Annotated in this window: 21 protein-coding genes and 2 pseudogenes; 15 read left to right on the forward strand and 8 right to left on the reverse strand. The window is 43.0% G+C overall.

Going from position 1 to position 23828, the window contains the following annotated elements; genetic code table 11:
* Positions 1-19 precede the first annotated feature (19 nt).
* The 5 genes from VL20_RS25605 (at position 20) to VL20_RS25620 (ending at position 7809) form a co-directional block, all read left to right on the forward strand.
* A complete protein-coding gene (locus tag VL20_RS25605) occupies positions 20-4159 on the forward strand; it encodes a hypothetical protein (RefSeq protein WP_128575322.1) in 4140 nt (1379 codons plus the stop codon).
* Between the two features lie 41 nt (positions 4160-4200).
* On the forward strand, positions 4201-4926 hold the full coding sequence (locus VL20_RS25610; RefSeq protein ID WP_128575323.1) for an endonuclease/exonuclease/phosphatase family protein: 726 nt from the start codon (positions 4201-4203) through the stop codon (positions 4924-4926).
* Between the two features lie 379 nt (positions 4927-5305).
* Positions 5306-6445, forward strand: coding sequence for a patatin-like phospholipase family protein (locus VL20_RS25615; protein WP_052278227.1), 1140 nt, complete (start codon positions 5306-5308; stop codon positions 6443-6445).
* A 566-nt stretch (positions 6446-7011) separates the two neighbouring features.
* On the forward strand, positions 7012-7137 hold the full coding sequence (locus VL20_RS33355; RefSeq protein ID WP_255520613.1) for a hypothetical protein: 126 nt from the start codon (positions 7012-7014) through the stop codon (positions 7135-7137).
* A 453-nt stretch (positions 7138-7590) separates the two neighbouring features.
* Positions 7591-7809, forward strand: a complete 219-nt coding sequence (locus tag VL20_RS25620; RefSeq protein ID WP_002769327.1) for a DUF2283 domain-containing protein — start codon at positions 7591-7593, stop codon at positions 7807-7809.
* A 57-nt stretch (positions 7810-7866) separates the two neighbouring features.
* On the opposite strand, the gene VL20_RS25625 is transcribed toward VL20_RS25620, so the two are convergent.
* The 4 genes and pseudogenes from VL20_RS25625 to VL20_RS30655 form a co-directional block, all read right to left on the reverse strand.
* Positions 7867-8127 carry a hypothetical protein gene (locus tag VL20_RS25625; RefSeq protein WP_052278228.1) on the reverse strand — a complete coding sequence of 87 codons (261 nt, stop codon included), beginning with the start codon at positions 8125-8127 and terminating at the stop codon, positions 7867-7869.
* 221 nt (positions 8128-8348) lie between these two features.
* Positions 8349-8612 carry a transposase gene (locus tag VL20_RS33365; protein WP_072927520.1) on the reverse strand — a complete coding sequence of 88 codons (264 nt, stop codon included), beginning with the start codon at positions 8610-8612 and terminating at the stop codon, positions 8349-8351.
* A complete protein-coding gene (locus VL20_RS25630) occupies positions 8588-9205 on the reverse strand; it encodes a transposase (protein WP_260441165.1) in 618 nt (205 codons plus the stop codon). The genes VL20_RS33365 and VL20_RS25630 overlap by 25 nt, the downstream gene beginning before the upstream one ends.
* A 127-nt stretch (positions 9206-9332) precedes the next feature.
* Positions 9333-10053: pseudogene (locus tag VL20_RS30655) on the reverse strand (IS1 family transposase); the annotation flags it as partial.
* Positions 10054-11083: 1030 nt separating this feature from the next.
* Between VL20_RS30655 and murJ the strand changes: the two are divergent.
* Positions 11084-12811 carry a murein biosynthesis integral membrane protein MurJ gene (gene murJ, locus VL20_RS25645; protein ID WP_052278583.1) on the forward strand — a complete coding sequence of 576 codons (1728 nt, stop codon included), beginning with the start codon at positions 11084-11086 and terminating at the stop codon, positions 12809-12811.
* Positions 12812-12852: 41 nt separating this feature from the next.
* Here the strand turns inward: murJ and VL20_RS25650 are convergent, their stop codons facing one another.
* Genes VL20_RS25650 through VL20_RS25660 form a run of 3 tightly spaced genes read right to left on the reverse strand, consistent with a single transcriptional unit; the run spans position 12853 to position 16756 of the window.
* Complete coding sequence (locus VL20_RS25650; protein ID WP_052278229.1) at positions 12853-13503, reverse strand: hypothetical protein; 651 nt, start codon at positions 13501-13503, stop codon at positions 12853-12855.
* A 41-nt stretch (positions 13504-13544) separates the two neighbouring features.
* The gene (hisS, locus tag VL20_RS25655) at positions 13545-14825 is read right to left on the reverse strand and encodes a histidine--tRNA ligase (protein ID WP_052278230.1); all 1281 of its coding nucleotides are present in this window, start codon (positions 14823-14825) and stop codon (positions 13545-13547) included.
* 20 nt (positions 14826-14845) lie between these two features.
* The gene (locus tag VL20_RS25660; protein ID WP_052278231.1) at positions 14846-16756 is read right to left on the reverse strand and encodes a heavy metal translocating P-type ATPase; all 1911 of its coding nucleotides are present in this window, start codon (positions 16754-16756) and stop codon (positions 14846-14848) included.
* A gap of 6 nt (positions 16757-16762) precedes the next feature.
* On the opposite strand from VL20_RS25660, the gene VL20_RS25665 reads away from it, so the two are divergent.
* The 9 genes and pseudogenes from VL20_RS25665 to VL20_RS25700 all read left to right on the forward strand — a co-directional run bounded on the left by VL20_RS25665 (position 16763) and on the right by VL20_RS25700 (position 22826).
* Positions 16763-17071: a hypothetical protein gene (locus VL20_RS25665; protein WP_052278232.1), complete on the forward strand. Its 309-nt coding sequence runs from the start codon at positions 16763-16765 to the stop codon at positions 17069-17071.
* A 33-nt stretch (positions 17072-17104) separates the two neighbouring features.
* On the forward strand, positions 17105-17230 hold the full coding sequence (locus VL20_RS33370) for a hypothetical protein (protein ID WP_260441341.1): 126 nt from the start codon (positions 17105-17107) through the stop codon (positions 17228-17230).
* A gap of 9 nt (positions 17231-17239) precedes the next feature.
* Positions 17240-18124, forward strand: a complete 885-nt coding sequence (locus VL20_RS25670; RefSeq protein WP_052278233.1) for an Rpn family recombination-promoting nuclease/putative transposase — start codon at positions 17240-17242, stop codon at positions 18122-18124.
* Positions 18125-18216: 92 nt separating this feature from the next.
* Positions 18217-19125 carry an Rpn family recombination-promoting nuclease/putative transposase gene (locus tag VL20_RS25675; RefSeq protein ID WP_052278234.1) on the forward strand — a complete coding sequence of 303 codons (909 nt, stop codon included), beginning with the start codon at positions 18217-18219 and terminating at the stop codon, positions 19123-19125.
* A 92-nt stretch (positions 19126-19217) separates the two neighbouring features.
* The gene (locus VL20_RS25680) at positions 19218-20042 is read left to right on the forward strand and encodes an Rpn family recombination-promoting nuclease/putative transposase (protein WP_052278235.1); all 825 of its coding nucleotides are present in this window, start codon (positions 19218-19220) and stop codon (positions 20040-20042) included.
* Between the two features lie 117 nt (positions 20043-20159).
* A pseudogene (locus VL20_RS25685) lies at positions 20160-21431 on the forward strand (tetratricopeptide repeat protein); the annotation flags it as partial.
* A 117-nt stretch (positions 21432-21548) separates the two neighbouring features.
* A complete protein-coding gene (locus VL20_RS25690; RefSeq protein WP_052278236.1) occupies positions 21549-22088 on the forward strand; it encodes a hypothetical protein in 540 nt (179 codons plus the stop codon).
* Positions 22089-22095: 7 nt separating this feature from the next.
* Complete coding sequence (locus VL20_RS25695; protein WP_052278237.1) at positions 22096-22404, forward strand: hypothetical protein; 309 nt, start codon at positions 22096-22098, stop codon at positions 22402-22404.
* A 143-nt stretch (positions 22405-22547) separates the two neighbouring features.
* The gene (locus VL20_RS25700; RefSeq protein WP_004163807.1) at positions 22548-22826 is read left to right on the forward strand and encodes a UPF0175 family protein; all 279 of its coding nucleotides are present in this window, start codon (positions 22548-22550) and stop codon (positions 22824-22826) included.
* Positions 22827-22974: 148 nt separating this feature from the next.
* Here VL20_RS25700 and fabI read toward each other — a convergent pair whose 3' ends face one another.
* Entirely contained in the window at positions 22975-23751 is a 777-nt protein-coding gene (fabI, locus tag VL20_RS25705) for an enoyl-ACP reductase FabI (protein ID WP_052278238.1), read from the reverse strand.
* Between the last annotated feature and the right edge of the window lie 77 nt (positions 23752-23828).

Here is a 23828-nt window from a genome sequence, read left to right on the forward strand (position 1 = left end):
AAAAGATCAGAAGCCACAAATGACTCTAGTTACACTATTGCCAAATACTTGGAAATTTACTCAAAGTTTTCCGAGTTTGGGAACAAGTATTCTTACCCAAATGGGGTTAAAAGAGGAAGAATTTTTATTTGATCGGCTAATCTTTCAACAACCCAAATTAATTCTTGATTCTGTTGAAGTTAAAGAACCTGAGCAGGTTTCTGGGCTTCGGTTTGAAGCCGAATTGACAATCGATAATGACCTCGTTTCCTTAAGTCAATTTATTGGCGAGATCCTCTCTCTGAAAGTAACTGGCTTAATCGTGCCTACTCCTAAAGGGACGGAGATTTTTCTTAATGCTCCCATCACAGGAGATATTAGTTTAGGCTACTTAAGCGTTCCTTCTTTAGAACTCGATCTTGTTGCCGATGTGATCGATGAGGCAGAGGGCGGTCTTGCTCCTTACACCAGTGCGTATTTTGCTTTAGAGACTCAGATTAAGATTGGAAGTCCAAGTAATCCCATTGAATTACCAATTTATTCGACCTTTCGAGGCTCTCATCAAGATTTGACCTTTGAAGCGGATCTAGAAGATTTTTCTTTATCAGGACTTTCTCAGTTAACTGGGCTTTTAAATGGAACTGCACTTGCTGATTTACTACCCGATGGCTATCGTCCCGAACAGGGGTTAGTTCTCTCCAGACTTACACTAAATGTTAGTTCAACGGAGAAAAAACTAGAGTCGATTGCGGTATATGTTACTTCAAAACAACCTTGGAAAATAACGGACAAAATCGCCATTGAAAATGTCTCAGTTTATTTTTTAGTAGATAATCCTACTTCTTCTGAAAACCGTACTTTGGTTTGTGATTTGTCAGGAGAACTGAGCATTGATAATCTAGCAAGGTTTAGCGTTGGAGCCTCTTTGCCGAGATTCGCCATGCACGGCTATATGGTTCAGGGGGGAGGGCTGAGTCTAACACGGCTGATTAACTTCTTTGCCTCTGATGAAGTTTCTGTCCCTCAAGGTTTTCCAGATATTATCTTTTCTGAGTTGGGCGTGACGTTAGACCCTAAAAACAGAGCTTTTTCCCTAAGTGGTTCAGCGTTAACCGATTGGGAAATTATTCCTAAACTGGTAAAGTTGCAGCAAGTTGAAACTAACTTTGAAGTAGCCCGCATTGACGGCAAAACGGTTGTATCGGGGTTAATCCTTGGAACATTGATGATTGCAGGAGCCGAAGTCAGTCTCGTTGCCGATATTGAAGATCAGTTCGTTCTGCGTGGAAAAATTTCTAAATTGAGTCTGTCGGCTATTCTGGAAGAGTTCTTTGCAATGGTTGAGTTACCAACCGACCTTCCCGATTTTGAATTTGCCAATATTGAAATTGCAGTCACCCCCAAAACTGGAGAATTCTCTCTGACTGGAAAATCGAGCAATAGCTGGCCGATTCCCATTGGTGTTGATGGGTTAGAAGTTGAAGATATTTCTTTTCAAGTGCTGAGATCGGCAAACTCAACTCAGGCAGAAGCAACAACTCGTCAGCGTTCCGTTACGGGATTTATTAGTGGGACGTTAGAAGTAAATACAGCCCGCTTCCCCATTACCTATCAATTCCCTGGCGATTTTGTTTTACAAGGCCATATTCCCTCATTAAATCTGTCACCCTTAGTACAAAAACTCTGCGGGAGTGAGGTGATTCGTGATTTGCCGATTCCTGCTAGTGTGCTGGCGTTGTCTTTTTCGGATGTAGAGGTGACTATTGCACCTCAGCAAAAATCCTTCTCTCTAGCCGCAGGCTCTAGCTTGGGGCAAGTTGAGTTAATCGTGAAGAAAATTAGCGATCGTTGGGGCTTTACGGCTGGATTTATGCCTCCCAGTTCTTGGAAGTTCTCAGAGATTGCCGATGAACTCAGGGTGCTTGATGGACTCAAATTTTCCAATACGGCTTTAATTCTGGCTTCTAGCGATGATCGCAATTTCGCTCTCACACGAGTACAGGCTCAACGGAGTGATGTGGCTATCATTCGAGGGCTAAACTTCTTTGCGGGCATGAATCTGTCTGGATTAGGTGTGGATGCGCTTTTGGGAATTACGTCCCTCAATGTTTATACCGCTATCAGTGGAAAACCAGCCGATTTAGTTCTAGAAGCCTCAATTGATGGCAGTTTCGATTTAGGTAAAGGTGTTGCCTTTGGTGATATTCGGTTTCGTTTAAAACCTGCTCCCAGTGACTTTTCGCTAACCTTAATGGGGACAGTAACGGCCATTTTGAATAATAGCGTCCTGCGGTTTATTGGTGGCATGGAAGTCAAACCGCGCTCGGCTGAGTTTCAAGCGACTATGTTGGGGATTTGGCAAGATCCTTTTGATGCGAAAGGGGTGTCCATTGCCAATGTCGCGATCGAACTAGGAATGAGTTTCCCGCCACCGCTACCGACGGTAGGAATTGCTGGTACGTTGCAAATTGGGGAATTTCAGGGTGTAGTGGCGGTGAAATTTGATTCGGCTATGCCGAGCCGCAGTATGCTGGCGATCGCTTTTAATCGCCTCTATTTCCTGGACGTGATCGGTACTTTCTGTGGAACTGCGGTGAAACAAGCCATTCCCGCTTCTCTGGCTAAAACGGTTTTAGATATTGGCTTTGAAAACGTCAAAATCTACATTGTTCCGCAACCGACGACAATTGGGGAATTAAAATTCGAGCAAGGGACGCAATTAGAAGGAACGATGTATTTCTGGGGATTGCGAGCCTATGGCTATCTAAAAATTGATTATCTTGATGGAGTTGAAGTGAAAGGGGATGTGGAACCGATTAACTTAGCGGGTATCTTTAAGCTTACAGGAGCCACAGGCAAGCCTAAACCCTCACTTTATCTCAAGGTTAGCCCAAAAACCGTTCCCAATCTGGATATATCAGGAGCAGTCGAACTGTTGGGGATTCGTAGTGAAACCCAAATCCGCCTCTCGGATAGTGGTTTTACGTTTACGACGATTGGCAAGATTTTTGATTTGTTTGAATGTACTCTAGAAGTACGGGGACAAAATTTAACGCAAGGGGGCGATTTCTTTATTGTTGCTACGATGCGGAATGATTTATTGGAGTATCTCCGTCGAGAAGCCTCGAATGCCATTAAAGCCGCCGCCGATGAGGCAACAAGAAGCCTTTCAAATGCTCAAGATGCAGTGGCTTCCGCTCAACGAAATGTGGATAAGCTCAATACGGATATTAATAATATGCGGCAAACGATTCAACGGGAACGCGATCGCGATGCCCAGCGAATGCGAGATGCTCAGGCGGCAGTTGCTTCTGCTCAACGGGAGGTGGATAAGCTCAATACGGATATTAATAATATGCGGCAAACCATTCAGCGCGAACGAGACCGCGATTCTGGGCGGATGCGGGATGCTCAGGGAGCGGTGCAACGAGCGCAAAATGATGTGAATTCCCTTCAGGGAGAGATTGATAACACCAAGCGAAGAATTGAACAGCTAAAACAGGATATTAGCAATAAGGAACGCTGGTTTAATAAATCTAAATGGTACGAAAAGAGTTACCGTTGGGCGGAATTGTCGGCCTACGCGACGGCTAAGGGTTCTGAAATTGCCGGACTTTATACTTATATCGGTGGAGTTGAAGCGTCTAAGGCAACGGCCAATGGGGTATTGGAAGGGGCCAAGCAGGTGGTACGCGGTTTGGAGAAAACGATTGTCAATTTTCCCATTGATGCGGATGTGCGGATTGCTGGTTTGTTTACTGCACGGGAGACGGCCAATGGGGTATTGGAAGGGGCCAAGCAGGTGGTACGCGGTTTGGAGAAAACCATTGTCAATTTCCCGATTGATGCGGATGTGCGGATTGCTGGTTTGTTTACTGCACGGGAAACGGCAACGGCAGCGTTATCTGTGGCGACTCAAACCTTACAAGGACTCAAAGTTTCTATTGGGTCAATCGCCGATGTGGGTCAGTTTATCGTCAAGTACAGTTTAGGAGGTTTGCTAGATGTTAAATCGGCACGATTCGAGGCGACGCTGATGGCGGCGAGGGGGGGCAGTGTGTCTTTGGCATTAACGCTGGTGTTTATGCAAGGACAACCGCAAACTTTGGCGTTAGCGTTTAATTTCTATGACCCGTTGAGTGGGGCAAAGGCGTTGGCAAAACAGCTTTTACCTGCTTGAATATCTTAGAGACTCATACTCACAAACTAGAGGTAAAAAACATGACATTTGATTCATTTACAGTTGCGTCTTGGAATATTGAGAAAAATGGGCAAAGCTCCAGAATAGAAAAGCGGTCAAAGGTCGATACCTTCATTTCCTATTGTTGTAATAAGAGAATTGATATCATTTTTTTGTGCGAGGTACATGGCGCACGGCTAGACGATTATCTCAATAATTTGTCGCTTGTATACTTTGACAATTATGATATTCATTCATTTGAAGGTGGAAAAAGCAATGGTTATATCATCATGACTAGGAAACGATTAAATATTGAATTATCAATGGATAAACTTTCTGGTTTAAACCGTTACATTGTGCTACTTTCTATTGGTGATTTTTATCTTGTACTTGCTCATTTCAAATCAGGTCAGTTGCTTTTAACAAGACGGCAAATTAAAGCGTCTGTTGATTTTTTGGCAAGCACAGGTTATCCTTGGGCGGTAACTGGAGATATGAATTGGGATTATAAAAACATTATAGGACTTAAGTTATCAGGAGCTACTGAGACCCATACTTATTGGGCTGATCAAACACATAGGAGTGGCGGCATTCTAGATTGGTGTATTACGGGGTCAAATGTCCAAACAGTTAGCATAATAGATGAAATGTTTGTAGAATTTCCTGATCTCAAAAACATGGATGGACCGGATCATCGTCCCATAGTCTTTTTGTTTCAGCCAAAACCCCAACTGTCAAGAAAACGAAAGTTATCTTCGATTTATTAAGCACAAGAACTAATTTTTTCTTTATCTTAACAATATAGCGTACTCATTCTCTATATCAAATTAGACTAAGAGGACGTTTGAAAAGTCTCTCCCGATATCCGAAACCCCTATTCTTTCGTTAAAGGAAAGTTCTGAAACCCCCATTCTCTCGTTACAACAAACCCTTTTTAAATATCCTCTAAGCAATGAATCGATATTAAATTATCTTGTCAATCGTTATCTGGTTCGTAAATTTTTTTATAAACCAATTCAGAATAAAATTTAGAAATTTTTTAAAACTTTGAAGGACGAATCAATAGTCATCCTCCTGCTTTTGCTCGTATTCTACTTGTATAATTTACTTGAGTTTTTATGGCCAAACCAATTGGAGAAATCAATCATGGAAAACTCAAAAAACTTCAAAATTTTAAGCTTAGATGGTGGTGGTATTCGAGGAATGCTTACCGCGACCTTATTAGTAACTCTAGAAAACGAACTTAAAGCAATTAATCCCGAACATACCCTTACCAATTGCTTTGATTTCTTCGCAGGAACTTCAACAGGTAGCATCATTGCCTGTGGCCTTGCCAACGGAATGACTGCCACACAAATTTTAGAATTTTATAAAAAGTATGGCCAAGACATTTTCAAAGATCTAGATTTTTTTGGTGTACTGACAGAAGTATGGCGACGAATCAAAGAAAAAGATCCTTCCCTTCCCCTCTTTGAAGAAGAAGGATTAGAAAGCGTTCTTAAAAAACCAAACATTTTTCCCGAAACTTTGCTCTTTAAAGACTTACCAAAACCGACCCTAGTAACCAGTTACGATACCTATAATCGAGAAGCCGTTATTTTTGTCAGTCAAGGAAAAAATGCACAAAACCCAGATGATAAATATAAAGCAAGATATGCAACTCTTCCCGTGTGGCAAGTCTGCCGTTCTTCTTCCGCCGCACCCGTCGCTTTTGCAGGCTATCTGCTGAAAGATAAAGCCTATTTAGACGCTTTAACAGAATATGAGCGTCCAGATAATGAAAGAATTCGTCGAGGCGACTTAACAAAAGACGTAACAAAGACACCGCTTTCTTTAGGACTTCCTCAAGAAGAGTGTATTCCGTTAATTGATGGTGGAGTTGTCGCCAATAATCCTGCCCTATGTGCGATCGCCGAAGCGATTGAAAACGGTAAACCACTAGATAAAATTTTTGTCGCCTCGTTTGGGACAGGACAAGTTAATCGTCGTATTAGTGCAGAAGAAGCAACAACTTGGGGCGGATTTGATTGGGTTAACATTCATAATCAAATTCCACTAATGGATGTATTTTCAGATGGCTCCTCCGATGTCACAGACTATACCGCAAAGAAACTATTGAAGGATAATTATAAACGTATCCAGCCTGTCATTACTTCCGATATTTCCACATTTCAGGCAGATGAAGCTAATCTCACAGCATTATCTCGTGCAGCAGACCATTATCTAAATCATTGTGGCGGAAAAGAGCGATTAAAGAAATTAGCACAGCAATTGGTTAACGCTTAATATCCATTACGACATAAATTATAATGCAATTTTTAAGAGGGGTTAAAAGCCCCTTCTTCGCTTGGGTAGATAGTGCGATCGCCAATCACGTAGGATACATCCCATGCACCTTTTGCTTTTTCAAAACACTTAAATCCAAATTGCGATGCCTTACATTGCCCTAACATCTCCCGCATCATTCATTGCCCATACTGTCAGGAATTGGCTCTTCTCGACTTTGTGTGATAATTTTTGCTTATGGAACCCTGAAGTGCTTATTGGGCAAAACTTTTAGGACTATTTTGCGGATATTCTATCGGTATAGACCTCGTTTCCACACAGAAACCAGAAGAGCCAGGAATTGTTATCGTACCCAAATCAGAGCGATAAAAACCTTCATCAATCAACCAATATATACCGAAAAATAGGGCGATCTTGGAATTTTAAATAAAACCCCTACCGCATAGGATACTAACGAATATAATCACAGAGTAAAGCATAATCTCGTTCATCTCGAATTAATGGCATATCCAGCCCGTTGAAATTAGCTGATAAAATTAAAAAGGAAACCAACCAAACAGCAAACCATGCTAAAAACCATCGAAGGCATTTATCAGGATGGACAAATCCGCTTCACCGAACCACCGCAAGATATTGGCGATCGCATTAGAAACACCTTCATCCAGTGCGATCGCCGTCTTCTGGTTAATTAAACTTTAAAATTGCGATCATTTTGGTTTTTGAAAGAGCGATCGCCGTGTTACCCTAGTGGACAGAAAGTAATCTACAAGCTATCAGTTAAAGCCATGAGTGAAGCAGTTGTGACACTTCTTAGACAGTTCAAAAAACTTTCAGTCAGAGAAATATCTAAGTTCCTTGCTTTAATTCAACGATAATAAGTCTCCCTTACTGACTACAACCATTTCTAGGCCACAATATACATTTACTAACTATTTTGAAAATGATGTTTTAACAAAACGCCCTTACCTCAAAAAAGAATGGTGTATTTACGTTATCGAAAACCCTATTCGCTGTGAACCTCAAGAAGATAATCGTTTTCGCTTTTGGGCGCAGATAAAAGAATTTGGCGATCGATACCTGAGAGTCATTACTCTAGAAGATAAGCTGACTATCCACAACGCCTTTCCAGACCGGAGCTTTAGACCATGAAGATTAACTACTACCCAGAAACAGACTCCCTTTATATCCACCTTGCAGACAAATCCAGTGTTGATAGCCAAGAAATTTCAGAAGGAGTCGTTGCCGATTATGATGAATTAGGGAACCTAGTCGGTTTAGACATTGATAATGCCAGCAAAAAAGTGCAACTCGGTGAATTTATTATCAATCAACTCCCCCTCGTCCCCCTGAAGACATCTGCATAAGTTTAAGTAAATTAGGGAGAAATGAAGCGGCGATCGGCGTGTTACTCTAAATGATTTTTAGTGACCACAACTTTTAACCCATTCCCTTAACTCATCCTCATCAATTTCTTCCTCTGCTTCAACCCCAGTTATCCATTCCTGCGGATCACCTAAATTTTCCAATCTCTTAATGGCTAAAGCTTCTGCTGATGATATTGCAGGGTCATCTTCCAGAATAATAATAACCTCTACTTTTCTTCCAGGGAAAAGCTGATCTGAATGAATTTCTAGACGACCATCTGACTGAACAAAAATTGTTTGACGAATCGCTTGAGTCATTAGTAACCTCTTGGCTTTTGCTGATGTTAATGTAAGCTAAAAATTTACCTTCAGTCATCAAATTCAATTTTGTTTAGACTGAGTATGCTATCTAACAAGTCTTTGGCTCTTCGTTACTCTTTATGCTAAATCAACAGACAAGATGCCAAGATAACCAGAAATGTTGAATCTCGTAACAAAACTTTACATTTAAGAACATGACAACCCCAGAACGCCATTTTTCAGATTGAATAGACAATTTTCCTAAACCAGTGTACATAGCTGATATGTTGACACATAAAACTCTGTAAATAGCGCAATTTATCTAATAAGCTTTTGCCAAATACTTCTTCAATATCTATTAGCTGTAAAATTAAATAAGCGATGATACAGCTATAAATTTGTATCCGAATTCCTCTCTCGTTTTTTGTGATTAAACGGTCAAGCTTGAGGTGCATTTTTAAGAACTTCCAAAGAAGTTCTATTTGCCATCTTTGTCGATACATTTCGGCAATTTCTCCCCCCGTACCCCCCCTTCTCCTTCTAAGGGTAAGTCCGTCGCTATCCGAAATTCACTTTTACTTTCTAGATCACAAAACTCAACGATTCTTACCTCTACTTCTCTTTTTTCTGCTCCTAGCTTGCTCTGACCATTTTCCAGCATTTCTAGCTTCATATCATTTTTTACCCTTAAAACAAAGTGCTTGTCTTTTTTCTCTAATAATTTTCTGATTCTTTCATTAGAAGAAAAGCCTCTGTCCATTACCCCAACTCCATTTACAGGAATTTCTTCTCTAGTTTTTTTCCCTTCTTTAGAGTCATGTCCTTGACCAAAATTGATCACAATCCCCCCCACTTCTGTGGTGATACTATTTAGTCCACAAAATAATTTTACTTGATGCCATCCTTTTGTCCACAACAGTTTACTTGTCAGTGAGATTATTGTCGAGTCAATTGGAAATAAAGCTTGAGCTGCTTCTTTTCCTTTTTTGTTTACTAAACTTTTATTTAATTTATTGATTATTTTCTCAAATGGTTCTGTCTCTCGGATTTTACTCGCCTTAGAAAACGTTGACGTATTGACATTAATTCCTTGCATTTTCAGGCGTGCGCTTAAGTCTCTCATGCTGACGATACTTTTATCCAGTGCAAAACCTATCCAACAGGACACAAAAGTAGGTGGTGATTCGGTAGTAGTGATGGCGGCTTAATCCTTTGCTTTGCTGTGCATTGTAGTCATGGATAAAATACCAAACAGCCCCAACGTGATTCTCCATTTTTTTAGAGAAAGATAGACTCTCTCTCACCAGCCGAGAAATCCTTTGTCGAAAGGTATTATTTAATCTTTCAATATGATTAGTTTGACCAGTTTCTTTCCCAACTGGTCGATGACGTTTACTGGGAATTACTGTCTTATATGACTCCCAAAAGTCTGTGTAAGCAACTGCACATTGTCGGTAAACGCCTGGTAAACTAGCCCAAAGTTTTTTGGCTGATTGACGACTCCTATCTCCGCGCATAGCAACCAATAATTTCTCTTGTATTTCTATCAATTGCCAGCCAAATATAGACTTTTATCGTCTTAGAAAAAACCAAAGACCACATTTCATCACATTCTATAACCAATTTACCTTTTGGTTTGTCCGAAACCTTTATTTGACGGGGAACAGCCGCCAGTTTATTGTTGACATAATTTTGTTACCATGACCAACTTACCCCTGTTACTCTAGCAATTCCTCGTCAGGAAATTCGTTCGAGCAGGAGTTTATCAATTAATTGTTTGGTTTCGTCAGAGACGGTTTTATTAGTGGGATTGATCACAAACGGTTGACCGCAATCTTTACACTGACGTTTCGGCTTGCCATTATGTGTAGAACCATTTTTGATGGTATGATAAGAACCACATTTAGGACAACAAGATGTTGAAGTTTGTGAATCTTTTGTCAGAAGACAATGTTCTAAATCTTCATCGTAATTTAACCAAAGTTTAATTATCCAAGAGAAGATATTGATAAAAATAGCAATCATAAAAAGCAAATCCCCAACATTTATCAAGCAATTATTTTTATTAGTAAATATTCTACACGACTCAGTCCAGATAAGCAAGATGGCTTACCACTACTACCGAATCACTACCCAAAAGTAAATGTACTTAATGCGGGATAGTCATTTTTGGGGAGTGGCTTGAGAAGCTCTTTCATTAGTTTTGGGAAAATTGTTAGCATGGCTTATTCACATTTATTGGTGTATATTTACTTTGTTTTCTTATCTATAATATCAAATTTTGTACGACTTTTTTCCCCGTTCAACACTTCTGGCTTTTTCCATACCTCACATTTTAGCATATATTTCGTAAACGATGCTCATATTTAACAGTAAAGCCGTCGTAGAACGACGGGGTTTCAGACCCAAATTTTCGATGACTCAATCCAACTCGGCAACGAACAAATTAAGTACCTAGGCAAAATTAATTACACATATCTAACCCCGCTCTTGCCTCTTGCCTCTTGCCTATTGCCTATCTTCACTAGGAAATTATTTTGCACGACTACTTATCATCCCCCAATGGTTCGGACTTCTCTTCGCAGGGATTACTTTCAGCCTTGTTACATTGGATCAAATCCTACGGGGGCTTGTCCGACTTGAAAAAACAGAACGAGAAACTCGCCGAACTCGAATCGAAACTCGATACCGTACTGCAATCATCCGATTCTAACTTAACCCCAACAACTTCCACAGAAACTAACTAGCAGATATTTTAGCCCTACTTGAAGAATACCGAGATACACTTTAGGGCAATTCTTGAGGGCGAGCGCCGATCTTGTCGGAGGTCAGTGCGATCGCTATCTTCTGGTTAATTAAACTTTAAAACTGCGATCGCTGGTGGCATTGTTAAGTTTTCTTGAACGGGCGATTTTCGTGATCAAGAGTAGAACCATCAATATTTATGGTTCGGTTGGCTCTTGGTATTATACGAATGTCTGTGGGGAAATGGCTGTTATACACTCCAGTCAAATTAAATTTGACAACTAGAGAGCGCTTTTCGGCGGGAACACAGAAACGGGTAGAATCGATCAATGCAGTTGTTTTCTTTCGAGGTGTCATCATTACTAAGAAAGCTACCCGTTCCTTGGCCGGTATTGCCGGAATTGTCGCCGTTGCCACCTTAATCAGTAAGGTTTTTGGTTTAGTCCGCGAACAGGTAATCGCCGCTGCCTACGGTGTCGGGCCAGTGGTGAACGCCTACGCTTTTGCCTACGTTATCCCCGGTTTTCTGTTAATTCTCCTCGGTGGCATTAACGGCCCCTTTCACAGTGCTTTGGTCAGTGTTTTGGCCAAAAGAGATAAATCCGAGTCCGCGCCGATTGTCGAGACTATTACCACCCTAGTCAGTGCGATTTTATTAGCTGTCACCGTCTTTTTAATCGTTTTTGCCAATATTTTTATCGATGTTCTCGCCCCCGGTTTAGATGCCGCCACCCGCAGCATGGCCATTCAACAACTGCAAATTATGGCCCCCATGGCGGTTTTAGCTGGTTTAATCGGCATCGGTTTCGGTACTCTCAACGCGGCGGATCAATACTGGCTACCGAGTCTCAGTCCGCTTTTTTCCAGTGTGGCGGTGATTATCGGGGTGGGTTTGCTGGCTTGGTTCGTTGGCGATCGCATTGATGAGCCGCAATATGTGCAACTGGGGGGTTTTGTCCTCGCCGGCGGTACTCTCGTTGGGGCGCTCTGGCAATGGTTAGCACAAGTGGGCGCACAAGTCAAGGCAGGTTTAGGAAAATTAACATTTCGTTGGGATTGGCGGATACCGGGGGTGTCGGAGGTGTTGCGGGTGATGATTCCGGCGACCTTATCTTCGGGAATGTTGCATATTAACGTTTATACTGACCTCTTTTTCGCTTCTTTTATCGAAAATGCCGCCGCTTCCATGCGTTACGCCAGTTTTATCGTTCTCACGCCCTTGGGCATCATGTCCAACATGATTCTCGTGCCGTTTATGCCGATATTTTCTCGACTGACGGAACCGGAAAATTGGGGAGAATTGAAGCAAAGAATCCGTCAGGGTTTATTATTGACCGCTTTAACCATGTTACCCTTCACCGCTATCTTTATCGCCCTCGCTTTCCCGGTAGTGCGAGTTATCTATCAACGGGGTGCCTTTAATCTGGCTGCCTCGGAACAGGTGGTTCCCGTATTAATGGCCTACGGTTTCGGGATGTTTTTCTATCTCGGTCGCGATGTTTTAGTACGAGTGTTCTATGCTTTGGGTGATGGCGACACTCCCTTTAAGGTGAGTATGGTGAATATTTTTCTCAATGGTGTGCTGGATTTCCTCTTGTATAGACCTTTTGGTACCCCGGGGATTGTTTTAGCAACCGTAGGGGTTAATATCCTTTCTATGGGCATTTTTACGGTGATTTTAAATCGTCGTTTAGGGGGTTTACCTCTGGGAGAATGGGGTTTATCCTTATTGGGATTAACGGTAATTACAATACTTTCTGGTGTTGCTAGTTGGGGAGCTAGTTGGGGTTGGGAAAAGGTTTTCGGTGCTGGTAATATTTTCCTACAATTATTACAGTTAGGTTTGGCTTCGACCGTAGCGGTGGGTTTATTCCTCCTCGGTGCGATGTTATTGAAGTTACCAGAATTAGACCTATTAATCTCGCGAGTTCGTCAGAAGTTCTTGAAAAAATCTTAGGTTTAAGTTGCTGCCTCACCTCATCATTACATACTATCAGGTTATTTATTTTTAGGAATTGGGGGCAGTTGCGGTGATTTTCGGCGAGAATTAGAACCGGATATTTTCGGGGGTAGGGGTGCAGAATTGCGATTAGATAAACTTTGAAGGCTCTTTTTCATATTAGCAGGTTCCGGCAGTTCTAGAGTTACCCCTTCCCTAGCGGTCATTGTTTCCTCTGGTAGGCATAAATCAAAAACAAAGGCAGAATTATTGGTTAAATCAGCAAATTCTAGTTTTACCATCTCCGGAGAGGATTCTTGTGCTAATAAAGGTTCAATTTCGGTTTTAATTAACTGTTCTAATTGAGCCAGATAATTGATCTTAACAGGAGTAACAATTAAAGTTAACATTTCTTGCCAACCTTGCCCCCCCAATTCTGCCAGAATATCCCCATAACAGCGAATCTTCCAGCTACCTATTCCTAAATCTCGATAGGAAAAAATTTCCAGCCAACCCCCAGCATCCGATCGATAATAATGGGTATATCGTTCGCTACTTTCGGGAGATTCGTAATCGATACGCACTTCAATATGAGCAAAAGGAGAATCCAGACGGGCCAAGAGACGATAGTTTCCCGAGACAATTTCTAGAGAATTATTAGAAATTGTGTGTCCGTGATTCTCCCCTTGTTTTTGCAGTATAAATTCCATAATCCTAGCCTAGGCCTAATGTTTGGCCATGACGCTAAAACTTAGGATTTGTGCCGAGAGATTTGCGCTTTTAATTCCCTTGCTTGTGTCAATAAATCCGCTTGGGTTAGACTAATTTGTTCTTGGGTGGCCATCCATTTCAGTTGTACCGTGCCATTTTCAGCCTCAGCATCCCCCAAAATTATACAGCCCACCGCCTTAGCTCGATCGGCCCGTTTAAATTGTTTTCCGAAAGCGCTGCCGCTTAAGTCTAACTCAACGCTAAACCCCAATCCGCGTAATTGTTGCGCTAACACCACACTGCGGGCCTCAGCTTTTTCTCCTTTGGAGACGAGATAAAAATCGGGAACCAAAAAAGATAAAGATTGCTTTTGTTGTAATAATATAATCAGACGTTCTAAACCGATTGCCCAACCCACTGCTGGCGTGTCTGGACCGCCTAATTGAGCTATTAAACCATCATAACGACCACCACCGCAAACCGTGGCTTGAGCGCCTAAATCATCGGACTGAATTTCAAAGGCCGTATGGGTGTAATAGTCCAATCCTCGCACTAAACAGGGATTAAGATTATAGATAACTCCCAAATCGGTTAGTAAAGATTGCACCCGTTCAAAATGCTTTTGAGAATCACTACCGAGGTGTTCAAGAATACTGGGGGCATTCTTACAGATAATCTTGGTTTTCTCGTCCTTACTATCCAAAATTCGCAGGGGATTTTTTTCTAATCTCTGTTGAGAATCCGCATCTAAATCAGCTTTGTAGGGAGTCAAATAATCTAGCAAGGCCTGACGATAATTTTGCCTATCTTGGGCATTTCCCAGGGAATTAAGGTCTAATTTTAGGTTTTCTACCCCCACAGCTTTTAATATCTCGCTGGCAAGGGTAATTACTTCCACATCCGCCCTAGGGTCATCACTTCCCAACAATTCGACCCCGATTTGATGAAACTGTCGCTGCCTACCCGCTTGCGGACGTTCATAACGAAACATCGGCCCCTTATACCAGAGTCTTTGTACTCCTCCAGCGGCCTGTAATTTGTGTTCAATATAGGCGCGAACGACCCCAGCCGTTCCCTCCGGTCGCAAAGTCAGGGAACGTTGACCGCGATCGAGGAAACTGTACATTTCTTTTCCCACCACGTCCGTCGCTTCCCCGATACCCCGTTCAAAAAGTTGCGTCTGTTCAAAAATGGGAGTTCGTATCTCTTGATACAGCGCAGTCCCTAAAATTCTGCTGGCAGTTTCCTCTAACCACTGCCAGTAACCGACCTCCGCCGGTAAAATATCTTTTGTGCCTCGGATTGCCTGGATTTCGCCCATAGTTCCCTGTATTTTTATCCTTAATTCAACAATCTTAAACCGCTGAGAGTCACTAATACCGTCGATCCTTCATGACCGATGACACCTAGAGGTAAAGTTATATCACCAACAAAATTCGCTATTAGCAATATGCCGATAAACGCGAGGGCGAAAGTGATATTCTGTTTAACGATGCGATTGGCACGACGACCAAGGTTAATTGCGCTGGGAATTTTGGCTAAATTATCGGACATAAGGATAATATCGGCCGTTTCCAAGGCCACATCACTACCCGCTTTTCCCATGGCAATCCCCACATTAGCCATAGCTAAAGCGGGCGCGTCATTAATGCCATCTCCTACCATAGCGACAGTGTGATATTTTTCTTGCAGATTTTTGATCACGGTTAACTTATCTTCAGGCAGTAAATCAGCGTAAATCTCCTCAATACCGAGTTTTTTAGCGACTTTATCGGCACTTTGTTGATTATCACCCGTAATTAAAACGATATGTTCGATACCGATCTTTTTTAGCTGCTTCACCAGACTAACTGCCGAGTCACGAAGGGTATCGGCTACAGCGATCGCACCGAGCATTTGATTCTCTTGTACTACCCAAACAAGGGTTTTACCTTCTTTTTGTAAACGTTCGTGGGTAGCTAAAATATTCTGGTCAAGATCAGCAATATGGTCACGAATATAGGCAAAATTGCCCACAGATACCGACTTATCGGCAATTTTTCCCGTGATACCCCGTCCCGATACCGCTTGTACCTGATTAGCACTGAAGAAATTTATACCACGTTCCTTGGCTGTGGCGGTAATAGCGGCCCCAATGGGATGTTCGGAACAGGATTCTAGGGATGCAGCCACCGCTAACACCTCATTTTCGCTGACTGCATGGATGGGGATAATTTCCACCACTTGCAACTTACCAAGGGTGAGAGTGCCGGTTTTATCAAAAGCGATCGCTCGTATGCGGCCGATCATCTCCAATCTTGCGCCATTTTTGAATAAAATCCCCTGTTTTGCCCCGTTAGCGATACCCGATAACAAAGCTGGCATAATTGAGGCCATTAAAGCACAGGGAGAGGCCACCACGAGAAAAATTAAGGCGCGATAGATAGTGGTTTCCCAGGTCCAACCCCAGAGAAAAGGTGGTAAAATCCCGAAAATTAAGCCCAAAATCACGATAATTTTCGCATAACCCCGCTCGAAACCTTCGATAAACTGTTGGGAGGGAGGGGATTCATTTTGTGCCTTTTCTACCAAACGAATCACCCTCTCAATTAAGCGACTTTCGGGGGGAGTTTCCACCTTTAAACGTAGCACTCCCGCACCGTTGAGAGTTCCCGCAAAGACTTCTTCCCCGATGGTTTTATCCACCGGAAGGGATTCCCCGGTAATTGGCGCTTGATTAATGGGACTGTTTCCCTCCATAATAATGCCGTCAATGGGGATTAATTCACCCGGTTTGACCAAAACTGTATCACCGATGTGTAATTGCTTGATAGGAACCTCTTTTTCGCTGTCTCCCGTGATTAATCTAGCAGTATCGGGAGTCATGGCCATGAGAGAACGAATATTGCGATCGGTTTTCGCCAGGGCAATCTGTTCTAATGCGCCACTAATGGCGAAAATTAGGATTAAAATGGCTCCATCGATGATGAGATAGTAATTACTGTCCCAGAGTCCCAAAATCGCCGCCCCCAAGGCCGCTACAATCATTAACAGGTCCACATCCAGTTCTTTTTCCTCCCATAAAGTCGTCAATCCTGCTTGGGTACTCTCGTATCCTCCCACCACATAGGCGATCGGTAGTAGGATTAAAGCTAGGCCGATCAGATTAAGGTGTAGGCATAACCAACCAAAAAAGACTAAAATAGCGCAAATTCCTGCGGCAACTGCCGAGGAATACTCAGACAACCAAGAGGACGAGATACTCTGAATCATGGAGCGATGGCAATTAATTCTCTCCCCATTCTAGAAAAAATTGGATCGATGCAGAAAACCCCTAGGACGTTATCCCCCGCAGCTAACCTAACCGATAATAATTGGAATTTTGCCGAGGTTTGGATCGATCCGCTGCTATCTCCTCCCTATATCTTGCTTTTACTCGCTGAATCTTCAGGAAACTATCGCGTGTACGATCCGTCTGAGGGTTATCAGGTAGTATTTACCGGTGCGAGTTACGAGGAAGCGGAAAATTGGCTATTAGAGGACGAATTTGAACCGGTAGAGGGACCACTTTCGGCAGTAGAGATATAATTTCCTTATCTTCCTTGTTGACCCCTTTCTTCGATGCTATCCTTACTAAAAAAGCGATGGAATTGGCTAAAATCGCTCTTTATTGCCAGTCCGAAGGCAATTAACCCCAAAAAAGTCAAAAATACTCCTCCAGAACCCAGTGACGCACCAGAGGGATAGAGCGAACTCATGAAAACCGACACGATTTTCTACCGACTTTTTCAAACCTTTCCAGGTCTTCTGTTTGAGTTAATCGACTTTCCCGGGGAATTAGCCAATTTCTATCGATTTTCCTCCGTAGAGGTGAAACAACTATCTTTTCGCATCGATGGAGTCTTTCTACCAGAACGGGAAGATTTACCGATTTATTTTACCGAAGTTCAGTTTCAGAATGATCCGGAGTTTTATGCGCGTTTTTTCGCCGAAATTTTTCTCTATCTCAAACAGACGCAGTTAAAAAACAATTGGCGCGGGGTGGTGATCTATCCGAATCGAAGGGTGGAAAAGGAGAATATAGAGCGATATAGAGAGCTATTACAAGAAACAAGAGTACAAAGGATTTATCTCGAGGAATTAGCTGATATTCCACCAGATTCGCTCGGATTAGCGACGCTAGAGTTAGTAAGCTTACCCGAAGCGCAAGTGATCAACCGGGGAAGAGAGTTAATCGTGCGAGTGAGGGAAACGGGGGTAGAAAATCGCCCACAGGAACTTTTAGAATTGATAGAGACGATTTTGATTTACAAGTTGCCGCAGATTACTCGAAAGGAGATAGAAGCTATGTTTAGTTTAAGCGAGTTAAGACAGACGCGTGTGTTTCAGGAGGCCCTAGAGGAAGGTCGTCAAGAAGGTCGTCAAGAAGGTCGTCAAGAAGGTCGCCAAGAAGGTCGCCAAGAAGGTCGCCAAGAAGGGGAAATCATCGGAAAATTAGCTTCTGTTCCCTTATTATTGCGAGCGGGGGTTAATACCCAAGAAATCGCCGCTTCTCTGGGATTATCTCTCGAACAGGTCTTAGAAGTGGCTCGGTCACGCGAAGCGTGCGCGAAGCGTTCGCCGGAAGATAGCGAGCGCTAGGGTATTTTCAGAAGTTCGATTGCCGATTTCCCCTTTAAGATAAATAGGAACCCCTAAAGGGAAGACTTTCGGCAGCGGAATAGACCGAACTCATGAAAACCGACACGATTTTCTACCGACTTTTTCAAACCTTTCCCGATCTTCTGTTTGAGTTAATCGACTTTCCCAGGGAATTAGCCAATTTCTATCGATTTTCCTCCGTAGAGGTGAAACAACTATCTTTTCGCATCGATGGAGTCTTTCTACCAGAACGGGAAGATTTACCGATTTATTTTACCGAAGTTCAGTTTCAGAATGATCCGGAGTTTTATGCGCGTTTTTTCGCCGAAATTTTTCTCTATCTCAAACAGACGCAGTTAAAAAACAATTGGCGCGGGGTGGTGATCTATCCGAATCGAAGGGTGGAAAAGGAGAATATAGAGCGATATAGAGAGCTATTACAAGAAACAAGAGTACAAAGGATTTATCTCGAGGAATTAGCTGATATTCCACCAGATTCGCTCGGATTAGCGACGCTAGAGTTAGTAAGCTTACCCGAAGCGCAAGTGATCAACCGGGGAAGAGAGTTAATCGCGCGAGTGAGGGAAACGGGGGTAGAAAATCGCCCACAGGAACTTTTAGAATTGATAGAGACGATTTTGATTTACAAGTTGCCGCAGATTACTCGAAAGGAGATAGAAGCTATGTTTAGTTTAAGCGAGTTAAGACAGACGCGTGTGTTTCAGGAGGCCCTAGAGGAAGGTCGCCAAGAAGGTCGCCAAGAAGGTCGCCAAGAAGGTCGCCAAGAAGGTCGCCAAGAAGGTCGCCAAGAAGGTCGCCAAGAAGGTCGCCAAGAAGGGGAAATCATCGGAAAATTAGCTTCTGTTCCCTTATTATTGCGAGCGGGGGTTAATCCCAAGGAAATCGCCGCTTCTCTGGGATTATCTCTCGAACAGGTCTTAGAATTGGCTCGGTCACGCGAAGCGTGCGCGAAGCGTTCGCCGGAAGATAGCGAGCGCTAGGGTATTTTCAGAAGTTCGATTGCCGATTTCCCCTTTAAGATGAATAGGAACCCCTAAAGGGAAGACTTTCGGCAGCGGAATAGACCGAACTCATGAAAACCGACACGATTTTCTACCGACTTTTTCAAACCTTTCCCGATCTTCTGTTTGAGTTAATCGACTTTCCCAGGGAATTAGCCGATTTCTATCGATTTTCCTCCGTAGAGGTGAAACAACTATCTTTTCGCATCGATGGAGTCTTTCTACCAGAACGGCAAGATTTACCAATTTATTTTACCGAAGTTCAGTTTCAGAATGATCCGGAGTTTTATGCGCGTTTTTTCGCCGAAATTTTTCTCTATCTCAAACAGACGCAGTTAAAAAACAATTGGCGCGGGGTGGTGATCTATCCGAATCGAAGGGTGGAAAAGGAGAATATAGAGCGATATAGAGAGCTATTACAAGAAACAAGAGTACAAAGGATTTATCTCGAGGAATTAGCTGATATTCCACCAGATTCGCTCGGATTAGCGACGCTAGAGTTAGTAAGCTTACCCGAAGCGCAAGTGATCAACCGGGGAAGAGAGTTAATCGCGCGAGTGAGGGAAACGGGGGTAGAAAATCGCCCACAGGAACTTTTAGAATTGATAGAGACGATTTTGATTTACAAGTTGCCGCAGATTACTCGAAAGGAGATAGAAGCTATGTTTAGTTTAAGCGAGTTAAGACAGACGCGTGTGTTTCAGGAGGCCCTAGAGGAAGGTCGCCAAGAAGGTCGCCAAGAAGGTCGCCAAGAAGGGGAAATCATCGGAAAATTAGCTTCTGTTCCCTTATTATTGCGAGCGGGGGTTAATACCCAAGAAATCGCCGCTTCTCTGGGATTATCTCTCGAAAAGGTCTTAGAATTGGCTCGCTCGCTGGAAGATAGCGATCGCTAGGATATTTTCAGAAGTTCGATTGCTGATTTCCCCTTTTAGGACGAGTATGAACCCCGAAAGGGACGACTTTCGGCAGTAGAGATATAATTTCCTTATCTTCCTTTCCCCCTTTCTTCGATGCTATCCCTACTAAAAAAGCTCTGGAATTGGCTAAAATCGCTCTTTATTGCCAGTCCGAAGGCAATTAACCTCAAAAAAGTCGAAAATACTCCTCCAGAACCCAGCGATGGGGAATATGAAGGGATATTGATGGGGTTATTCGAGCAGGTGGCGGCGGGAACCACTACCGACGGGTTACGGGAATGGCTATACAGTCGCCATTGTGACGATAAAAAGCTGGCGCGGTGGTTAGGGGTCAAAAGCGAGGAATGGCTACAGTATCCGGAAGATTATCAAACTTTAGGGCGGGATCTGGCGGCTTTAGGCAAGGTGATGACGGGAAATCTGGGGGAAGTGTCCCAACGGATTAGCCTCCAGTTACGCGACGCGGTGAGGGATGTTTCCGGTGTGGAGGAGGAAAATCTAGACTCAAAGGAGACGGATTTGACGGAAGTGGTTCAGGATGTCGCATTCTGGTTTGAGCAAGGATACCAGAAACTAATCAATGGGGATTTTATCGGCGCGATCGCCTCTTACGACAAAGCTTTGGAAATTAAACCCGATTTACATCAAGCTTGGTACAACCGAGGGATTGCGTTAGGTAATTTAGGCAGATTTGCAGAAGCGATCGCATCTTACGACAAAGCTTTAGAAATTAAACCCGATTATCATGAAGCTTGGTACAACCGAGGGAATGCGTTAGGTAATTTAGGCAGATGGGCAGAAGCGATCGCATCTTACGACAAAGCTTTAGAAATTAAACCCGATTTCCATCAAGCTTTGTCCGGCCGAGGGGTTGCGTTAGGTAATTTAGGCAGATGGGCAGAAGCGATCGCCTCTTACGATCAAGCTTTAGAAATTAAACCCGATTATCATGAAGCTTGGTACAACCGAGGGGTTGCGTTAGATGATTTAGGCAGATTTGCAGAAGCGATCGCCTCTTACGATCAAGCTTTAGAAATTAAACCCGATTTCCATCAAGCTTTGTCCGGCCGAGGGGTTGCGTTAGGTAATTTAGGCAGATGGGCAGAAGCGATCGCCTCTTACGATCAAGCTTTAGAAATTAAACCCGATGACCATCAAGCTTGGTACAACCGAGGGATTGCGTTAAAGAATTTAGGCAGATTAGAAGAAGCGATCGCATCTTACGACAAAGCTTTAGAAATTAAACCCGATGACCATCAAGCTTGGACCAACCGAGGGAATGCGTTAAGGAATTTAGGCAGATGGGCAGAAGCGATCGCCTCTTACTACCAAGCGGTAGCCATTAAATCCGATGACCATCAAGCTTAGTCTGACCGAGGGTGGGCGATTTGTTCTCTGGGTAAAATAGGGCTAGATCAACTAACAGAATACAGCGATCCTTACCATTGGGCAGCCTATACCCTGACTGGACAGGACTAACTTATGGAAATTCCCAAAACAATTATCGATCTTGAAGCGCTGCTAATTGCCCTCGCACAGCAGACTGAACCTTTGCCAGAATATCTACAGCGATCGCTCAAAGAAATTGAACGATTATTAAGGGAAGAACAACCCCAGGCAGCAACACAATTGCGGCAACTTGTCAAGGATTTTCCCCCCCTAGAAAAAGCTTATAAAAAAGCGATCGAAGAATTAGACGCAGCCTATGCTAACCAAGAACGCACCAAAAGTTTAAGCGTCATTTTTCCCGATAGTTTAGATTTCGAGGCCCTATTTATTAATGATGTTATTCCTAGCCAAGATTGGGTAAAAACTGCCCAAAAATTAGCTGGATCCCCCCTTGATCACGAGGGTGCTGATTCCCCTCGATTTTGGGATAAAGCCGATCGCCTGATGGTGGTAACGGTGGGAGGTGCAGCCCTAGGGGGATCGATTGCGGGAGTTTATGGCGCGGTTATTGGTGCGATATTAGCGGCGGGCTGCGGATGGTATATTACCTTTAGAAAAGCAAAATCAGCATAAATTTTTGATGAAGATTGTTAACATTGAAAACTTTCTTTTGTTAATCGGAACCTTGGTCATTACCGCAAGCGTGGCAGTGGTTACAAGAAGACGGCAGCGACGGGGAAACAATAAATCTTATCTAGAAATTCTTTTCGTTTCTGGGTTAACTTTGTGGACTGCATTTACCCTATTTAAGGTGGTCTATAAAGTGTTAACCGATGAAAATTTTCAGAAATGCCTTGGTTCGGATAGTCAAATCCCTCTTTTGCTAGGTGCTGTTGTCGGTATCTATATTTCTATTAACGAGATTCGGAAATTATTTGAAGCGAAGTAATAGAAATGCCAGCTTTATCCATATCCAAAAGTTATACTAAATCCTGTTGAGAAGGTATAGAATAGGCGTTGGGTTTCATGCTTTAACTCAACCTAAGTTCTATAAACATTATCAGTAAACCCCAAAAAAAAGGAAGCTAAATCATGAAAATTACTATCGATATTCCCGATGAATTGCTTCAACATTACAACTACAATAATCTTACCCGTGAAATTTTAGAGGCTTTGGTGGTGCAGGCCTACCGAGCGGAAAAAATCACCAGTGCCGAGGTCGGAAGTATTTTAGGTCTATCTTCTCGTTGGGTGGTGGATGCTTTTTTGAAAAACCACGATGCCGATTTACATTACGATGAAGTCGATCTAGACAGCGATCGCAAGACTCTTCAGCAACTTCGCAACAAACACGATCATAGTCTTTTATGATAGTCGTTTCAATTAAATTGAAGATAGATTTCGCCTTTGATACCCCCTTGATCCTAGGGTTGATTCATAGTAGGGTTGATTCATGAATCAACCCTACTACCCTTAATAAGGGGGGCGCTGATGATTTTTAACACCTACCTACTTAAAACTACATTCCCATAATTTCGTAACCGGAATCTACATAAATAATCTGACCGGTAATACCACTAGAAAGATCACTGGCTAAAAAAGCGGCCGTATTTCCCACCTCAATTTGTGTCACGGTGCGATGTAAAGGAGCGATTTCTTCCACATGATGGATCATATCAAGAATTCCCCCCACGGCCGAAGATGCCAAGGTGCGAATTGGACCGGCGGAAATACCATTAACTCGGATCTTTTGGCCACCTAATTCCGCGGCTAAATAGCGAACACTCATTTCTAAACCTGCTTTTGCCACCCCCATTAAATTATAGTTAGGAATTACCTTGACACCGCCGAGATAGGTAAGAGTGATAATACTTCCCCCTGCCGTCATCAAAGGTTTAGCTGATCGCGCTAGACGGGTTAGGGAAAAAGTGCTAATATCTAGGGATTTAGTGAAAGCTTCCCGAGGGATGGCGGTAAAATCGCCCGTTAAACCCTCTTTATCGGCAAAAGCGAGACAGTGAATCAAAATATCCAGTTTACCCCATTTTTCCGCCACTGTAGCGAAAGTATCTTCTACCTGTTGGTCATTTTGGACATCGCAGGGGACATAAAAAGCGGGATTAAGTTCATCGGCCAATTCTCGCACTTTTTTCTCAAAGCGGCCTTTTTCGTCGGGGAGATAGGTGACACCGATATTTGCACCAGCTTGATGGAGTTGTTGGGCAATTCCCCAAGCGATCGAGCGATTATTGGCAATTCCTGTCACTAGGGCGTTTTTTCCCGTTAAATCTAACATAGTTCTCGTTTCTCTTACAAAAATCTCCCCAATAGCCGACCCCAGCGAGATTCGGTATAATAGGGATACAGATAACG

Source organism: Microcystis panniformis FACHB-1757 (assembly GCF_001264245.1).
GTDB lineage: Bacteria > Cyanobacteriota > Cyanobacteriia > Cyanobacteriales > Microcystaceae > Microcystis > Microcystis panniformis.

Coding starts and splice junctions, on each gene's coding strand:
- VL20_RS25690 (WP_052278236.1), top strand. CDS start 21,549: ATGGAAATTCCCAAAACAATTATCGATCTTGAAGCGCTGCTAATTGCC.
- VL20_RS33365 (WP_072927520.1), bottom strand. CDS start 8,612: ATGTATCGACAAAGATGGCAAATAGAACTTCTTTGGAAGTTCTTAAAA.
- VL20_RS25620 (WP_002769327.1), top strand. CDS start 7,591: ATGAAGATTAACTACTACCCAGAAACAGACTCCCTTTATATCCACCTT.
- VL20_RS25625 (WP_052278228.1), bottom strand. CDS start 8,127: ATGACTCAAGCGATTCGTCAAACAATTTTTGTTCAGTCAGATGGTCGT.
- VL20_RS25615 (WP_052278227.1), top strand. CDS start 5,306: ATGGAAAACTCAAAAAACTTCAAAATTTTAAGCTTAGATGGTGGTGGT.
- VL20_RS25660 (WP_052278231.1), bottom strand. CDS start 16,756: ATGATTCAGAGTATCTCGTCCTCTTGGTTGTCTGAGTATTCCTCGGCA.
- VL20_RS25675 (WP_052278234.1), top strand. CDS start 18,217: ATGAAAACCGACACGATTTTCTACCGACTTTTTCAAACCTTTCCCGAT.
- VL20_RS25605 (WP_128575322.1), top strand. CDS start 20: ATGACTCTAGTTACACTATTGCCAAATACTTGGAAATTTACTCAAAGT.
- VL20_RS25610 (WP_128575323.1), top strand. CDS start 4,201: ATGACATTTGATTCATTTACAGTTGCGTCTTGGAATATTGAGAAAAAT.
- VL20_RS25665 (WP_052278232.1), top strand. CDS start 16,763: ATGGCAATTAATTCTCTCCCCATTCTAGAAAAAATTGGATCGATGCAG.
- VL20_RS25680 (WP_052278235.1), top strand. CDS start 19,218: ATGAAAACCGACACGATTTTCTACCGACTTTTTCAAACCTTTCCCGAT.
- VL20_RS25630 (WP_260441165.1), bottom strand. CDS start 9,205: ATGCAAGGAATTAATGTCAATACGTCAACGTTTTCTAAGGCGAGTAAA.
- VL20_RS33355 (WP_255520613.1), top strand. CDS start 7,012: ATGCTAAAAACCATCGAAGGCATTTATCAGGATGGACAAATCCGCTTC.
- fabI (WP_052278238.1), bottom strand. CDS start 23,751: ATGTTAGATTTAACGGGAAAAAACGCCCTAGTGACAGGAATTGCCAAT.
- VL20_RS25695 (WP_052278237.1), top strand. CDS start 22,096: ATGAAGATTGTTAACATTGAAAACTTTCTTTTGTTAATCGGAACCTTG.
- murJ (WP_052278583.1), top strand. CDS start 11,084: ATGTCTGTGGGGAAATGGCTGTTATACACTCCAGTCAAATTAAATTTG.
- hisS (WP_052278230.1), bottom strand. CDS start 14,825: ATGGGCGAAATCCAGGCAATCCGAGGCACAAAAGATATTTTACCGGCG.
- VL20_RS25670 (WP_052278233.1), top strand. CDS start 17,240: ATGAAAACCGACACGATTTTCTACCGACTTTTTCAAACCTTTCCAGGT.
- VL20_RS25700 (WP_004163807.1), top strand. CDS start 22,548: ATGAAAATTACTATCGATATTCCCGATGAATTGCTTCAACATTACAAC.
- VL20_RS33370 (WP_260441341.1), top strand. CDS start 17,105: ATGCTATCCTTACTAAAAAAGCGATGGAATTGGCTAAAATCGCTCTTT.
- VL20_RS25650 (WP_052278229.1), bottom strand. CDS start 13,503: ATGGAATTTATACTGCAAAAACAAGGGGAGAATCACGGACACACAATT.